Origin of the sequence: Paenibacillus jiangxiensis, from assembly GCF_046098255.1 — a bacterium.
Lineage (GTDB): Bacteria > Bacillota > Bacilli > Paenibacillales > Paenibacillaceae > Paenibacillus > Paenibacillus jiagnxiensis.
The window spans coordinates 126,737-141,853 of sequence record NZ_JBJURI010000020.1 but is presented as its reverse complement, the minus strand read 5'-3'; the positions used below and the strand labels follow the sequence as shown (position 1 = coordinate 141,853).

Here is a 15,117-nt window from a genome sequence, read left to right as displayed (position 1 = left end):
AAGAGCGATTAAGCTCATTTGAATCTGACGAGATTAATATCTCAATGTTCGCTCCGCCATTTATTCTGTCATAGACACGAACCAAATGGCTTCGCGGGTCGGTTTTACGATGTAAAACCTACTCACTCGTTGTTCAGTTTTCAAAGATCAAACTTCGTCGCTGCTTCAGCTCACCGCATCAGCAACTTTTATATCTTATCATCTTCCGACCGTTTTGGCAAGCACTTTTTTGAAAAGATTTTACCAAGCAGTTTCTCTTTAACTCATTTCGGCCGGAATTAGAATATATCACACTCTATTATACTGTTGCAAGAATTTTTTTATTTATCACTCTTTCCACCATAAAAAAAGACAACTTTGGCACCCTAACTCTTCACCGTACATATTGCAACAAAAAACACAAAAGAACGGAGAGGAACTTTCCGTTCTTTTAGAGGACTGTATTTATCCATTAATCCAAGGATTTTTGCGTTTGGGCTTCGCGGAACGTTTTCGTTGATTTCCTGTTTTTCGCTCATTAAATTTTTTTCCTGAACCGCTGCTTTTATTCGAGATCTTTGCCTTGGCAGTAGTTTCTTTGAAAGTCGTTGAAGATTGCTCCGGCTCAGATGCAATTTCGTTTTCCAACCCTGTGGTATGAATTTGCTCCTCCTGCGGTGGGGCAATCCATGGAGAAGCTTGGTTCAACTCCGTACGATATCCATACGGTTGAGGATACCCAGGTGGATAATAAGCCGGCGGAAATGATGGAGCGCTTGAATATGGCGAAGCCGGAGCGCTTGTATACGGCGAATAAGTCATAGGCACATATGGATCGTTGTTCGCAGGAATATTGGAAGCAGCTGTATGCAAGGTCGGATAGCTGGAGTTGGGGTAAGTTGGAGGGACAAAGGATTCCCCTGCCGTGTATGGATTCGCTGGAGGAGTATAGCCGGCACTCGGGTTAGTGTAATAATGATGCTCACCGAATTGTGAATTCACAGGCGCTGCCATCCACTTCGGTTTGAATGCTGAATTTTCTCCACAGGGATAGTTCGAATACATCATGTTGCTACTATAAGGTTTATTTTCTTCACCATAAGGTTTATAGTAAGCTGGATTTACTGCAGTTGGAGCAGGCATATTTGGATTGGCATGCTCAGCCATAATTCCGGGATACATATTATTAACCTCTGATTGAGCCATGTAGGGAGGGGAGTACGTCTGGTAAATCGGCATTTCGTACTGCTTATTTGCCTCAGGGCTCTGATAAATATTTTCAGGAGAGATGGGAACATTTATATTTTCGACATTTTCTATTTTTTTAATGTTCTCTAATTTCGGTAAGTTCTCTAAATTCGATATGTTTTCTATATTTGAAATGTTTTCTATATTCTCAATGTTTACATTTTCCGCCGCTTTGTTTTCCTTCGCTTTGTTTTCTGCTTCCCCCATCACATTTGCATTCTCAGGAAGCTTTTGCGGAATATTCGGCATCTCGGGAATCTCTGGCATTTCAAACATCTCATATGGCATTTCCACGTTGGGGGCGTTTTCCTCTTTAACTCCGGTGAATTTTTTATTAGTCGGCAGCTTCACATTTCCGCCTGCTTGATTTACGGAGACATTGGTATGTCCGGGATTTGCCTGCGTGCCTTTAGCTTTTGGAATATTAACAATCTCGCCGGTCATGAGAGCATTAGGATTTTTAAGCTGGGGATTAGCGTCTATCATGTCCTTCAGCGGGATCCCCGACGCCTTACCTAGCTTCCAAAGGGTGTCTCCTTGTTTTACCTTATGCTGATAAGCCACCTCCACGGAAGGTGCAGGCACAGCAGCTGACGCCGGGGATGGAATTTTGATTTTGGTGCCAGCCATGACTTCATCCGGATTTGTAATATGCGAATTGGCACTGATCAACTGCTCAAGGGGAATTTTGTATTTTTGCGATAGTTCGTATAAAGATTCCCCTTTTTTGAGGATGTGTATTTTCACGGTGTCAAAACCTCCTAAACTTTCGTTTACGGGCTGACCTGTGCCCGCTATCGTTAATAACATCTTATGCACGCAGTAGGCGAATGACATCCCTATTCAGAAAAAAACTTAAAAAAATGCCGCCCCCGGAGCAAGAATGCCCGCTCCTGAGGCAGCATACGATGAAATTAAGATTCCCAAACCTTATAACCGTCCACATTTACAATTTTGCGGAACTCCTCCAGCAGCTTCAGAGTGATTGGACCTGCGGCACCCGTTCCAATCGTCCGTCCGTCTACCTCATTTGCGGCGATTACTTCCGCAGCCGTACCGGTAAAGAAGACCTCGTCGGCTACATAGACATCATGCAGGGTAAATGGCTGTTCCTTAAGCGGATAACCAAGCTCGCTGCAAATGTCGATAATGGCGTTGCGGGTAATGCCTTCCAATGCGCCCAAGTAGCATGGAGGCGTGAAAACCGTCCCGTTTTTAACGATAAAAATGTTATCCGCAGACCCTTCCGTTACATACCCCTGGGAGTTCAGCATGATCGCCTCACCCACACCCGCATAGTTGGATTGAATTTTAACCAGAATGTTATTCAAATAGTTAAGCGATTTGATCTTTGGATTCAGCGCATCCGGAATATTGCGGCGCTGGGATACCGATATCGTTTTCAGGCCAGTGAGATAGGCTTCCTCCGGATAGATCGACAGCTCTTCCACAATGATAATAACGCTGGCTTTCGGGCAGCGGAGCGGGTCCAGCCCAAGGTTGCCGGGACCGCGCGACACAATCAGCCGGATATAACCACTGCGCATATCGTTGCGGCGAATCGTTTCCGCCATCGCCTCAAGCATTTCCTCGCGGGAAAGCGGGATATTGAGCTGAATGGAGTGAGCCGAATCATAAAGCCGGTCCAAGTGCTCCTTGCATTTAAAAATGTTGCCGTTGTATATACGGATGCCTTCAAATATACCGTCACCGTACAAGAATCCGTGGTCATAGACCGATACTTTCGCATTTTCTTTTGTTACATATTCCCCGTCCAAATAAATCCACTGCTCAGCCATTAAGGACACCTCCGCTTTTTCCTGCTTCTTCACAAGAGTTCAATGTTTTATTATATGCATAGCTTGGATAAGAACCCAGAATTCTGACCTGGCACTTCAAGGCCTCAATTTCCGCAAAAGCCGCCGTAAGCAGCACCGACTCTAACGATTCCATCACTTCAATGTAAAAATAATAGCTCCCCAGCTGCTTTTTCGTCGGACGCGACTCAATCCGCGACAGGTTTAACCGGCGCCAGGCAAAGGCGGAAAGTACCTGATGCAAAGCACCCGGAAAATCCTCAGGCAGCGTAATCAAAACACTGGTTCTGTATTCATTCGGCTTGCGCTGCAGTTTTATCGGGTGATGTCCAATCAACACAAATCTGGTGAAATTGTTATGATGGTCCGTCACCCGCTCTGCCAAAATGTCCAAATGATGTGTAGCCGCGCCCAAACGGGTTCCGATCGCCGCCCAGCCCTTGCCCGGGTTTCGTTTAACGATTTTTACAGCCTCCGCCGTACTGCCTGTACTCTCCAGCTCGGCATGCGGCATATGCTCCCGTATGAACTGCTGACACTGCGGCAGGGCCACCGGATGCGACATAACCTTGGTGATCTTGCTCAAATCCAATTGCCCTGTCTGATCTAAAAATTCCTTTTGATGCCCGATCAAATTCTGAATGGACGGATACACCCATTCCGCTTGCATGGCAATATCCACTTCATGAACAAGCCAATCCATATGCAGGCTTACTGATCCGTCGATCGTATTCTCAATCGGTATGACACTGTAATCGGTATTCCCGCTGTCTGTGGAACGGAAAACCTCCGTGATTTGCTGATAGTGAACCAGCTCACAGGGCTGATCGCCCAGCAGGAAATCCACCGCCTCATGAGACACCGAACCCTCCGGCAAAACTGCAATCCGTGTCACAGCACGCTTTCCCCCTTTATGATATCCAAAAACGAATGCTGACTCTCTCCGCCTGTGTACACTCTCACCCCTTGCACTTCGGGCTTAAGCCACATCATACGGATCGGGACGGACTCGCGCTGCATCGTTTCCTTCAAATAACGCTCCAGCTCCGCCTTCCGCTGCACACGCCCGTCCACCAGCGCCAGCAGAGTCGGCCCCGCCCCGCTCAAGGCGGCTCCAAGCGCCCCATGGCGCGGTGCTTCCTGCAATATTTCCGCCATCCCTGGAATGAGAGCGGCCCGGTATGGCTGGTGAACCCGGTCTTTCATGGCCTCCGCAATAACATCAAAATTCCCGGTGGCTAATGCGGCCACCAGAAGAGAGGAACGGCTGATGTTGTATACAGCATCCTGCAGCACGATTTCCGCAGGCAGCACTCCCCTCGCCTTGGAGGTGGACAGCTCGAATTCCGGAATGACAACCAGAACTTCCAGATGATCATTCGGGTCCAGCCTTATGCACTGGGCATGAACGCCATCCCAAACCGCTGTTATAATTCCCCCGAACAAGGACGCACCGACGTTGTCCGGATGCTTTTCTATAGCCGTGGCCATATCAAAGAGCCTGGCTTCGGACAGCGGAGAACCAATCAGGGCATTCGCCGCAGCCAGCGCTCCGACAATGGCGGATGCGCTGCTGCCCAAACCGCGGGTCAAGGGAATATCGGAATACATGGATACTTCCAGCTCCGGCACCGATACTCCCGCTTCCTCAAAAACCATCTGCGCCACTTCGTAAATCAGATTGGACTTGTCTCCAGGAACACCCTTAAGCTGATCCCCGTGTAAATAAAACCGGGTTTCGTCAGATTGCTTCATTTCAATCCATGCGTACAGGTTAAGAGCCATCCCCAGCGTATCAAATCCCGGTCCCAGATTTGCCGTACTCGCCGGAACCCGGGCCCGAACAACCGGTAAATCAAACATTCCTTCCGCCTCCACTGCGATGCCTTACAAACCATCACACTAAATAATGTAAATCCAAATGCTCATTAGAATACACCATCAGGATTTTAACCCTCAACCCGGTATACGCTCTTAATTCTGCGGATGACTTCCAGCGATTCAAAGTGATTCAGCACCTTCTGCATGTTCGCCTTGCTGGCGCTGTGTGTAATGATGATAATTTCCGCATTCGGGTTGTGCTCGTTCGGCTGCTGCACCACCGATGCCAGACTGACGCCGAATTCGGCAAATACCTGGGTAATTTGAGCCAGGACCCCCGCCTTGTCATCCACATGGAGCAGGATAAAATTTTTGCTGAACACCTCTTCATCACTGGTAAGGAGCCTCGGCTTATATGGAGCGATCGCCTTCAATCCATTGACGCCGAGCTTCAGATTTTTAACGACAGCGACCAGGTCGGCCACAACAGAGGTTGCTGTTGGCAATTCACCCGCACCTGCGCCGTAGAACATCGTTTCACCGACCGCCTCACCGTGAACGTAAACAGCATTGAACACCCCGTTCACTGAAGCAAGAGGATGGCTCTGGCTGACCATCGTAGGCTGCACGCTGATGTTAAACTGATCGCCGTTTCTTTCCGCGATGCCAAGCAGCTTCATTTCATAGCCGAGCTTTTTGGCAAATGCAATATCCTCGCTGGAAATTTGTGAAATGCCTTTCACGCTGACATCCCCAAGCTCCACATTGGAGCGAAAGCCTAGCGTGGCCAGAATGGCCATTTTGCGGGCGGCGTCCAAACCTTCGACGTCCGAAGTCGGATCGGACTCGGCATAGCCCAACTCCTGAGCCTCCCTGAGCACCTCTTCGTAAGAAGCGCCTTCTTGACTCATTTTAGTCAAAATATAGTTCGTTGTTCCGTTTACGATGCCCATAATGCGGATAATGCGGTCGGACGAGAATCCCTCAATCAGTGTCCGGATAATTGGAATGCCTCCGGCCACACTGGCCTCGTAGAATACGTCACACTGCTTCTCCTGCGCTTTGGCCAAGATTTCGGCTCCATGCAGGGCCATCAAATCTTTATTGGCGGTAACGATATGTTTTCCGTTCTCGAGCGCTTGCAGCAGATACGCTTTGGTCTGCTCCACCCCGCCCATCACTTCAATGATCACATCGATTTCCGGATCGTTGATCACATCCCATGGGTCTCCCGTCAGCTTGGATTGCTCCACCGCAACGTTACGCGTCTTCACCAGATTTTTGACGGCAATTTTCTCAACTACGATCGGGGAACCCACCTGGCTGCGCAAATCCTCTTGATTACCCTCCACAATGCGGACCACGCCTGTTCCAACCGTCCCCAATCCCAACAATCCTACCTTTACCGGTTTCATCCACTGATTCCCCCTGTATTCATAAAATCACGGCCTTTTATCCCTGACCGATCAAACGGACACGCTTGACTCCGGACAATGCCTGCAATCCCGTCAGCAGGCTGCCCAGCTCTTCACTGAGCCTGGACATTTCAACGGAGATGACGACATTGGCCCTCCCCTGCAGGGGAATGCTCTGCTGAATGGTCAGCACATTTCCGCCATAATCAGCAATCATGGCCAGAACCTTGGAAAGCATCCCCGATTGATGGTCCAGATCCAGGGAAATATTTACGATCCGTTCCCGTTCCAGCTGATTAATAAGATGAATGCCGTCTTTATATTTATAAAAAGCGCTTCGGCTTAAGCCAATCTGTTCAGCGGCTTCATGCACCGTCTTTACATCACCGGAAGCAAGAAGCTGTTTTACCTGAATCGTTTTGACAATGGCTTCAGGCAGGATGTCTTCCCGCACCAAATAATAGCGTTCTTTCACATTCGTCCTCTCCTCAGAGACTTATGTATACATATAGAGGACATTATAACGAATCTGACACGGGAGGGCAATAGACTATTGTAATTACTCTATTCGAAAAAAAGGTGCCCAACCAGGGACACCTCCTTACAGCTATATCATTCTTTATAGAAATTGATCCAGTCTGAGCCGCCGGCATTAATAATAATAGCTGCTTCCCTCCACGAACTCGAATTCAAAGTCGCCAATGCGGACAATGGTTCCGTCCACGGCACCTCTCTTGCGCAGCTCGTTATCCACTCCCATATGCCGGAGGGTTCTTGCCAGCTTGAGAATCGCATCATGGGAATTGAGCTGCATCCGCTTCATCATGCGCTCAATTTTCGGACTTTCAACGATAAAGGTTTCGTTTTCACGCACAATCCGAAAACCCTCGTCCTCTTCCTTTTCCAGCTTGTAGACCTTCCGCTCCTGTACTTCCACAATCTCTTCCACATCCGGCTCTTCCGGTAACTGGTCCAGCAAATCCGCCGCGCGGTAGAGCAGCTCCTTAACGCCTTTGCGGGTCAGCGAAGAGATTGGCATAATTTCGAGGTCTGGGCGGACTGCAGCCACTTTATCCTTAAACTCCTTCAGATGCTCCTCCGCCTCCGGCATGTCCATCTTATTCGCAGCCACAATTTGCGGCCGTTCGGCCAGCCCCGCATTGTACAGCTTGAGCTCTTCATTGATTTTCACCCAATCGTCAAACGGGTCGCGTCCCTCCGAGCCGGCCATATCCACGACATGAATGATAATCCGCGTCCGCTCAACATGTCTTAAAAACTCATGTCCCAAGCCAATACCGGTGTGAGCACCTTCAATGAGTCCGGGAAGATCAGCCATGACAAAGCTGCGGCCTTCCTCTACCTCAACCACCCCCAAGTTAGGAGTGATGGTGGTAAAATGATAGGCTCCGATTTTGGGCTGAGCCGCAGAGACTACGGACAGAAGCGTCGACTTGCCTACACTCGGAAAACCTACAAGCCCCACATCAGCCATCACCTTGAGCTCAAGCGTGACGTAGCGCTCCCGTCCTTCTTCCCCGTTCTCGGCAAGCTCCGGCGCAGGATTCGCCGGAGTCGCAAACCGGATATTCCCCCGGCCACCGCGGCCGCCCCTGGCCACGACCACCTGCTGTCCGTGACGTGTCAGGTCGGCAATGACTTCTCCGTTATCATCGTCGATGACGACCGTCCCCGGCGGAATCCGCACAATCATATTTTCCGCATTTGCCCCATGTTGGCTTTTGTTGCGTCCTTTCTCACCACGTTTTGCCTTAAAATGCCGCTGGTAGCGGAAATCCATCAGCGTACGCAGCCCTTCATCCACCCGGAATATCACGTCTCCGCCCTTGCCGCCGTCACCGCCGGCCGGGCCGCCGTTAGGAACATACTTTTCGCGGCGGAAAGCCACAAGACCGTCGCCCCCGTCGCCGCCCTTCACATAAATCTTCGCTTTATCAACAAACATGTTTACACCATCCTTATGTTTGGCACGGCATCCGAATCTGGAAGGTTTGTCCGGACGGAAGCTGCTCCATCCGCAAGCTTTGATTCTCCAGCTTGGTCCGTACCTGCATCAGCATTTCCGAATCGGCCGGCAGGTCGCTGCCTTCAAACCGGACGATAATGTCCCCCTGATCCATACCGAAATATAAATTCAAACTGCGCACTTCTCCCCAGGACGACCGGCCCACGCCGCATTGATACGCCTGCACTGTTTCCCTTACTGCCGAAGCGAGCGACTCGCCGTCTTCGGGAGACATGACAGCTCCCAGCTGCAGCTGGTCTTCCACATATACCTCAAGCCGCAGGCTGTGCGAGTTTACCCGGAATGAATGCAGATAAAATATAAGCGCAGGAATCCCAAGCTTGGATATCCTGCTGTCCTGAACGGCACGCTCCTTTATTCTTTCCACATATTCTGCCGATTTATCATGCTTTCCCATCCGGATATAACCATACAGCACCTGTAAATCATTCATCCAATCATGTCTGTGATGATTGAATGCCGTGTTCGCCGTCTCTTCCAGCGCACGTCTCATCGCTGCATTTTCCTTCTCGGCGTTACGCCGGGTAATTTCAACTCCAGCTATGGCAGCCGCCACTCCCCAAACACCCAGAATGCTGACCGTTACAGGGCCCGGAACCAGCAGAGCAAGAATCAAGGGAGCTAGAACTGAGCATACCGCTAGCAGAGGTAAACTTTTCCGCGATAACATGGTTTTCTCTCCGTTCTGGATCTTGAAATGGCTAATCAGTCTTTTCAAGTATAGCACGACTTACTTTCCAGTTCATTACCATCAGCGTAAAACACTGCCCCGACTTGTTAGTAAGAAAAACATCTATCGGCACACATTCATAGAAGTCAGACCGCGTTTAGCGGAAGTTTTTCTTGCGATTTCAGGAGGCTCATGCCAGGAAGTTTATACTTTCTAAAACCTTAAAAAAAGCCCCCGGCAGAAATGCCGGAGGCTTTGTCACGGAATCGCACCGCTATTTAAGCTTCTACTGCAGCCGCTACCGGAGCGACATCAACCGGATAGATGCTTACTTTTTTGCGGTCACGGCCCCAACGTTCGAATTTCACAACGCCGTCCACTTTCGCAAACAAAGTATCGTCTTTACCGATTCCTACGTTCGTACCCGGATGAATTTTCGTTCCGCGTTGACGAACCAGGATGCTTCCACCAGTCACGAGCTGACCGTCAGCACGTTTTACGCCCAGACGCTTCGCTTTACTGTCACGACCGTTCTTTGTGGAACCTACACCTTTCTTCGATGCGAACAACTGAAGATCCAATTTCAACATGAATGTCCCCTCCTTCTATATTATTTATTTTGTATTTGAATATACTCACCGTATGACTCAGCAATACCTTCCAGCATAAGCTCCATGGACTCCATCAGCAGCTGAACCTTGGAACGGACCGCTTCATCCGGCAGATCAGGAATATCGGCGCTCAAAAAGCCGTTCCTCATCTTCGCATCAAGCACCACCCCGGCCAATGCTTCAATGGAATTGACGGTGCCGACCGTTACTGCGGATACGCCTGCGCAGACAATGTCTTCCCCTCGCTTGGCATAATTCGCATGCCCTTTCACCGAAAAGCCACGGATGCTTCCGTCTTCCATGCGTTTAATCTGTACGATAATCACTTATCGGACCCTCTTATGCCTGGATTTTTCCGATTGTCACTTTTGTGTACGGTTGACGGTGGCCTTGTTTCACATGGTAGTTCTTTTTCGGCTTGTATTTATAAACAACAACCTTTTGACCTTTGCCATGCTTCTCCACAGTAGCCGTTACAGAAGCGCCGGATACGAGTGGTGTGCCTGCTGTAAAACCTTTGTCGCTGGACACTGCCAGAACACGGTCAAACGTTACAGTTTCACCATCGTTAGCGTTCAGTTTCTCGATGTACAATACGTCGCCCTCTTGAACTTTGTATTGTTTACCGCCTGTTTCGATAATTGCGTACATTGTCTGCACCTCCTTATGTCTCAGACTCGCCTAATACAGGTGGCATTCCCCTTGGGGAACACACTTCAACCAGATCGGAGCGGTTACAGCATGTGCAGCATACTAAACCTCAGCGCCGTACACATACTCAATGAGTATAGCATAAGACATAATAGGTTTCAAGCCCTTAAGATCTTACCTGTTCCACTCCTCCGGCAGGCTTTCCGCGCGCACCTTCTTCCGGGTCATCTCCAGCAACCCCAGTTTGGTCCAGCCGACGACAAATGATTTTGTCCGGTCCTGCTTCAGGCCCTCTTCGAGAATGGTGAACACCTCCTTGCGGTGCTCTTCACGCTCCATATCGATAAAATCAACGATAATGATACCGCCGACATCCCGTACTCTCATCAGCCGTGCAATTTCCGCCGCCGCCTCAAGATTGGTGCGGGTCACGGTTTCCTCCAGATTGCTGCCGCCGGTGTATTTTCCGGTATTCACATCTATGACGGTGAGGGCCTCCGTATGATCGATAACAATATAGCCCCCGCCCTTAAGCCATATTTTGCGTGCAAAGTCACGGTCCAGCTGTTCCTGAACGCCAAATTTCTGGAAAATCGGCTCTTCCCGGTCATACACACGAACCTTGGCTTCAAAGATGCCCATATCGTGCAAAAAGGAAAGCGCGTCCTGCGCCTGCCCCTCATGGTCAATAATCAGCTCATCCTGCTCCGGAGTAAACGTATCCCGGATGAACCGCTGGACAATGCTCAAATCACGATGCAGAAGGCAGGGCGCAGTCTGCTGCTCCGCTTTCTTCAAAATCGAATGCCACTGCTTTCTCAGCTGCTCCAGATCCCTTTCCAATGCTTCGCGACTCTCATCCTCGGATACAGTGCGGATAATGAGCCCTTCCTCTTCCTGCCGGATCTCTTCACCGATCCCCTTAAGCCTGGAGCGCTCGGCTTCACGCTCGATTTTCTTGGAAACAGCTACATAATCGGCGTTAGGCATATATACGATCCAACGGCCCGGAAGCGAATAATGGGTTGTAACCCGTGCCCCCTTGCTCCCAACCGCCTCTTTGAACACCTGTACGATCAGTTCCTGACCGGGCTTGAGCAGCTCCGTAATGGCCGGCTTCACAGTCGGCTGCTTATCCAGGTGGGCGTGAAGAACATCATCCACATATAAAAAGGCGTTTTTCTTTTGCCCTATGTCTACAAACGCTGCCTGCATACCGGGTACGACATTGACAACCCGCGCCTTAAAAAGCGACCCTAGTGTCCCCTGATTACGGGCACGCTCCGCCGCATATTCTATCAGCCTTCCGTTCTCCAAAAGAGCCATTTGTGTTGTATTCTGCTTGCAGTGTACAATCATTTGTTTCATGGTTTCTCCTATCTTGAAAAATGTGTACAACCCCATTTATTCAAGGCAGCTCCAGCTGCTTCTATATAACTGTAGAGTGATATGCTAGGTATTAAAATACACTGCAGAATAGAAGCTGCGGCTCTCGGCCCTGGCCGCTGCACGATCACGTTCTGCCTCCGTGTGTGCTGAAGTAGGACCGGATAATCCGCTGCTCTGGCAGAACGGCAATGATTTTGCCGCGCTCATTCATAACATATATAATATGATACCTGTCTCTTCTAAAGAGACGCAATATGGAATCCAAATGTTTCACCGGAAGCGAGAATATCGGAACGGCAAAATTCCCCTGTGCCGCCTGCTGGTAAAACAGAGCATCCCGTCCCAGCAAAAACCGAACAAACCGGTATGGAATATTGCGGTAATCCACCAGATTGGAATACAGGAGAAAAATGCCGACAGCCAGCATATTCAGCTGCAGTCCTCCGGTATTCAGCCATAAGGGAAGAGCCGCATAAACACAAAATAAAGCGCTGAACACAATACTTGTCCGCAGCGTCCACAGCAAGGTCAAATGATAAGGCAGCCGCATGCTCAGCAAGGCCTGTACAATTTTTCCACCGTCCAGAGGAAGCACCGGAAGCAGGTTGAACAGAGCGATGATAACATTGCCGTGGATCGCATACGCTGCAAAGTCATTATTTACCCAATTAAAGCTTTTAAGAAACAGAAGGGCCATAATCATCAATCCATTTTGCAGAGGACCGGCAAGCGCGATGATAATTTCCTTCCAGGCAGGCAGACATCCCCGATCCTCCACTTCCGCCACGCCTCCGAACGGCAGGAGCTGAATCGAAACCACCCTGACTCCAAGCAAAGCCGCTGCCGCAGCATGTCCAAGCTCATGAATCAATACGATAGCAAACAGCGTAATCAGCTCAATAAAATGTCCGGTGAACACGGATGCCAGCATAATCAGCACAAAGAGGGGATGGAGAGCAAGCGTTACGCCGCGGATGTTAATCAAAGGTTACCACTTCCGCAGGGTCAATATAGCGGTCATCCTGCTTGACGGCAAAATACAGGGTGGCAGGCTCTCCGCTTTCCCGGACGGGAATAAGTCCAATGGCTTCCCCCTTCTGAACCCAATCATCCACCTGAAGCTGCGTACCCGTTACCTTGCCGTATACGGCTGTGAGGCCCCCTGTATGCCTGATCACCACAGTCGTTCCGTTCTGCGGATGATGTGTCACCTCCAGCACACGGCCCGCGTCAATGCTTTTGACTTGTACCGGATTGGTATCATCCCGCTCCGGAACGATTTCAATCCCCTTGAGGCTTACCGCAAAGCTCTGGATAACCGTACCCGCCAGCGGCGCTGCAGGGTGGCCGGATGCGCTTACCTCCTGCGAGTTTGTCTCCTCTTCCCCAAACGTTGGCAGGAAGGACGGCGCCCCTCCGAAATGCTCCGTATACCACTTCGCTGCTGCAGTCATGTCCATATCACGGCTGAGCACATCCGCAATAAAAAACCTGGATTCGGCCGTATAGGGGATATCCCAGCGGAACACTGCCCAAACGGCACCGAACAGCATGCAGCTAGTCACGAGACGCCACCTTAGTGCAGTAAAGAAGGAAGGGCCCCGCTCATCTCTGAAGGCCGAGTGCATACGCTCCCGTTCTTTTTTCCAGACCAGCTCCGGGTCCTGCTCGGCACTCTGCGGTAAATGGATGTACTCTGGCGGTTCTGGTGTTTTCCCACTCCAGTGGCGTTCAGCAGCCGGCGCCGAAGCTCCCCTCATTTCCATCAGCCGCTGGATTCGTTCCTCCCTGCGCTGTTTAATTCCCGATTTCTTGTCCATATCCAGCCCCCCAATGAGGTTCTTTGCTACTATGTATATGAGGACGGGCATTGGCTTATGTTGAAATAAGAAAACCGGCGCCATAAGGCCCCGGAGGAAAATGAAAATAGGATAGCTATCATTGTCCGGCATAGTGAAGGCAATCAGCCTATGCCGAGAAATTTCTTGAAGCGTGTCAGTACACCCTGCTTTTGTTCAAGCTGCATCAGGGGCACCGTATCCCCAAGAATGCGTCTGGCAATATTACGGTATGCGATCGCGGCATGAGAGTCGGGATTCATGACCGTGGGCTCCCCTGTGTTGGCTGCCTTAATCACCAGTTCATCGTCCGGAACAATACCGATCAGATCAATATTGAGCACCTGGAGTATGCCGTCGATATCCAGCATATCCCCTGATTTAACCATACTGTTGCGAATACGGTTCACAATCAGCTTCGGCGAAGCAACATGAGAACTCTCCAACAAACCGATCACACGGTCGGCATCCCTCACGGCGGCGTTCTCCGGTGTCGTAACGACGATGGCCTGATCCGCGCCTGCAATGGCATTCTTGAACCCCTGCTCAATGCCGGCCGGACAGTCGATAATGATATATTCAAAATCCTTTTTCAATTCAAGGATAATGTCCTTCACCTGATCAGGCGTGACGGCATTTTTGTCTTTGGTCTGCGCAGCAGGCAGCATGTACAGCTCGTCAAAACGCTTGTCCTTCACCAAAGCCTGGTTCAAACGGCAGCGTCCTTCCGCGACGTCGACCAAATCATATATAATCCGGTTTTCCAGTCCCATCACAACGTCCAAATTGCGCAGCCCGATGTCGGTATCCACGAGACATACTTTTTTACCGAGCAGCGCAAGGGCGGTTCCTATATTGGCTGACGTCGTCGTTTTGCCGACGCCGCCTTTTCCTGAAGTGACGACTATAGCCTCTCCCATGTGCTACACTCCTTTAAACACATTAAATTCCCGGCGAAGTCGGCCTATATTGCTCATCTTGTCAATCTGCATGATGCTCTCCTGCAAATAGGCAAATTCTATACCGGCCTCACGTGCTTCCCATTCGTCTGGAGGGCGGCTGATTACATCGGATATCCGGAGCTGTGTCGGGGAGAAGTAGGAAGCGGCTATAATAGCGTTCCTGTTGCCTTCGTTACCCGCATGAGCTATTCCGCGCAATGCGCCCAGAATAAATATATCGCCCGTACAAGTTATCGCTCCGCCGGGATTGACATCTCCCAGAAAAAGCAGATTTCCGTCATGATGAAGCACCTGTCCCGAACGAACCATCCCTGTTACCGTGTGTATGCTTTCCTTTGTTTCTTCAGGATCAGGTTTATGTACAGGCGGCTCGACGGAACGGATGAGCAAATTTCCTTTTTGCTTTAATGTATCAAGCAGAAGCTCATTCTGCTCGCTGCCGATTTCGCGGCTCCCCAGCTTAATATCCACGTGCACGATCGGTCCGGTCAAAATATTTTGGTGGGTATGTTCCAGTTTATAGCGCAGTTCTTCGAGCAGTTCCTCAAATTCACACTGATCGTCCAGCAGGAATACCAGGCCGTCTTTGATTCCTTTAATCGTAACAAGATTCGATTTTACTGCCATTAGCCTGTACCTCCTATCCCAATCATTTCGTGTCGGAACGCC

At 50.0% G+C, this 15,117-nt stretch carries 16 protein-coding genes and 1 other annotated feature; all 16 genes read right to left on the bottom strand.

The annotated features are described in order from the left end of the window. Window positions 1–444: 444 nt before the first annotated feature. Window positions 445–1,974 carry a LysM peptidoglycan-binding domain-containing protein gene (locus tag ACI1P2_RS19325; RefSeq protein WP_355321631.1) on the bottom strand — a complete coding sequence of 510 codons (1,530 nt, stop codon included), beginning with the start codon at window positions 1,972–1,974 and terminating at the stop codon, window positions 445–447. 167 nt (window positions 1,975–2,141) lie between these two features. Further along, a complete protein-coding gene (gene ilvE, locus ACI1P2_RS19320) occupies window positions 2,142–3,026 on the bottom strand; it encodes a branched-chain-amino-acid transaminase (RefSeq protein ID WP_355321629.1) in 885 nt (294 codons plus the stop codon). Continuing rightward, window positions 3,019–3,939 (bottom strand): prephenate dehydratase, encoded by a 921-nt coding sequence (gene pheA / locus ACI1P2_RS19315; RefSeq protein ID WP_355321627.1) that lies wholly within the window; start codon window positions 3,937–3,939, stop codon window positions 3,019–3,021. Before pheA ends, ilvE begins: the two co-directional genes overlap by 8 nt. Beyond that, window positions 3,936–4,907: a homoserine kinase gene (gene thrB, locus ACI1P2_RS19310; protein ID WP_355321625.1), complete on the bottom strand. Its 972-nt coding sequence runs from the start codon at window positions 4,905–4,907 to the stop codon at window positions 3,936–3,938. The genes pheA and thrB overlap by 4 nt, the downstream gene beginning before the upstream one ends. A gap of 86 nt (window positions 4,908–4,993) precedes the next feature. Continuing rightward, window positions 4,994–6,280, bottom strand: a complete 1,287-nt coding sequence (locus ACI1P2_RS19305; RefSeq protein WP_355321623.1) for a homoserine dehydrogenase — start codon at window positions 6,278–6,280, stop codon at window positions 4,994–4,996. Window positions 6,281–6,317: 37 nt separating this feature from the next. Continuing rightward, the gene (locus ACI1P2_RS19300; protein ID WP_355321621.1) at window positions 6,318–6,755 is read right to left on the bottom strand and encodes an ACT domain-containing protein; all 438 of its coding nucleotides are present in this window, start codon (window positions 6,753–6,755) and stop codon (window positions 6,318–6,320) included. A gap of 177 nt (window positions 6,756–6,932) precedes the next feature. Continuing rightward, window positions 6,933–8,246: a GTPase ObgE gene (obgE, locus tag ACI1P2_RS19295; protein WP_355321619.1), complete on the bottom strand. Its 1,314-nt coding sequence runs from the start codon at window positions 8,244–8,246 to the stop codon at window positions 6,933–6,935. A 13-nt stretch (window positions 8,247–8,259) separates the two neighbouring features. Continuing rightward, complete coding sequence (locus ACI1P2_RS19290; protein WP_355321617.1) at window positions 8,260–8,943, bottom strand: Spo0B domain-containing protein; 684 nt, start codon at window positions 8,941–8,943, stop codon at window positions 8,260–8,262. 332 nt (window positions 8,944–9,275) lie between these two features. Then, entirely contained in the window at window positions 9,276–9,587 is a 312-nt protein-coding gene (rpmA, locus tag ACI1P2_RS19285) for a 50S ribosomal protein L27 (RefSeq protein WP_305753298.1), read from the bottom strand. 20 nt (window positions 9,588–9,607) lie between these two features. Then, window positions 9,608–9,934: a ribosomal-processing cysteine protease Prp gene (locus tag ACI1P2_RS19280; protein ID WP_355321615.1), complete on the bottom strand. Its 327-nt coding sequence runs from the start codon at window positions 9,932–9,934 to the stop codon at window positions 9,608–9,610. 13 nt (window positions 9,935–9,947) lie between these two features. Continuing rightward, on the bottom strand, window positions 9,948–10,259 hold the full coding sequence (rplU, locus tag ACI1P2_RS19275; RefSeq protein WP_355321613.1) for a 50S ribosomal protein L21: 312 nt from the start codon (window positions 10,257–10,259) through the stop codon (window positions 9,948–9,950). A 12-nt stretch (window positions 10,260–10,271) separates the two neighbouring features. Beyond that, window positions 10,272–10,354, bottom strand: a sequence feature (ribosomal protein L21 leader region). 79 nt (window positions 10,355–10,433) lie between these two features. After that, entirely contained in the window at window positions 10,434–11,627 is a 1,194-nt protein-coding gene (locus ACI1P2_RS19270; RefSeq protein ID WP_355321611.1) for an Rne/Rng family ribonuclease, read from the bottom strand. A gap of 145 nt (window positions 11,628–11,772) precedes the next feature. Beyond that, the gene (locus ACI1P2_RS19265; protein WP_355321609.1) at window positions 11,773–12,633 is read right to left on the bottom strand and encodes a M50 family metallopeptidase; all 861 of its coding nucleotides are present in this window, start codon (window positions 12,631–12,633) and stop codon (window positions 11,773–11,775) included. Then, window positions 12,626–13,468, bottom strand: coding sequence for a M23 family metallopeptidase (locus ACI1P2_RS19260; RefSeq protein ID WP_355321607.1), 843 nt, complete (start codon window positions 13,466–13,468; stop codon window positions 12,626–12,628). Before ACI1P2_RS19260 ends, ACI1P2_RS19265 begins: the two co-directional genes overlap by 8 nt. Before the next feature lie 143 nt (window positions 13,469–13,611). Further along, window positions 13,612–14,406, bottom strand: coding sequence for a septum site-determining protein MinD (gene minD / locus ACI1P2_RS19255; protein ID WP_355321605.1), 795 nt, complete (start codon window positions 14,404–14,406; stop codon window positions 13,612–13,614). 3 nt (window positions 14,407–14,409) lie between these two features. After that, window positions 14,410–15,075 carry a septum site-determining protein MinC gene (locus ACI1P2_RS19250; protein ID WP_355321603.1) on the bottom strand — a complete coding sequence of 222 codons (666 nt, stop codon included), beginning with the start codon at window positions 15,073–15,075 and terminating at the stop codon, window positions 14,410–14,412. Between the last annotated feature and the right edge of the window lie 42 nt (window positions 15,076–15,117).

Excerpts from the sequence above, each read along its gene's own strand:
- ilvE (WP_355321629.1), bottom strand. The coding sequence starts at position 3,026 with ATGGCTGAGCAGTGGATTTATTTGGACGGGGAATATGTAACAAAAGAA.
- ACI1P2_RS19305 (WP_355321623.1), bottom strand. The coding sequence starts at position 6,280 with ATGAAACCGGTAAAGGTAGGATTGTTGGGATTGGGGACGGTTGGAACA.
- ACI1P2_RS19250 (WP_355321603.1), bottom strand. The coding sequence starts at position 15,075 with ATGGCAGTAAAATCGAATCTTGTTACGATTAAAGGAATCAAAGACGGC.
- minD (WP_355321605.1), bottom strand. The coding sequence starts at position 14,406 with ATGGGAGAGGCTATAGTCGTCACTTCAGGAAAAGGCGGCGTCGGCAAA.
- ACI1P2_RS19270 (WP_355321611.1), bottom strand. The coding sequence starts at position 11,627 with ATGAAACAAATGATTGTACACTGCAAGCAGAATACAACACAAATGGCT.
- thrB (WP_355321625.1), bottom strand. The coding sequence starts at position 4,907 with ATGTTTGATTTACCGGTTGTTCGGGCCCGGGTTCCGGCGAGTACGGCA.
- rpmA (WP_305753298.1), bottom strand. The coding sequence starts at position 9,587 with ATGTTGAAATTGGATCTTCAGTTGTTCGCATCGAAGAAAGGTGTAGGT.
- rplU (WP_355321613.1), bottom strand. The coding sequence starts at position 10,259 with ATGTACGCAATTATCGAAACAGGCGGTAAACAATACAAAGTTCAAGAG.
- obgE (WP_355321619.1), bottom strand. The coding sequence starts at position 8,246 with ATGTTTGTTGATAAAGCGAAGATTTATGTGAAGGGCGGCGACGGGGGC.
- ACI1P2_RS19260 (WP_355321607.1), bottom strand. The coding sequence starts at position 13,468 with ATGGACAAGAAATCGGGAATTAAACAGCGCAGGGAGGAACGAATCCAG.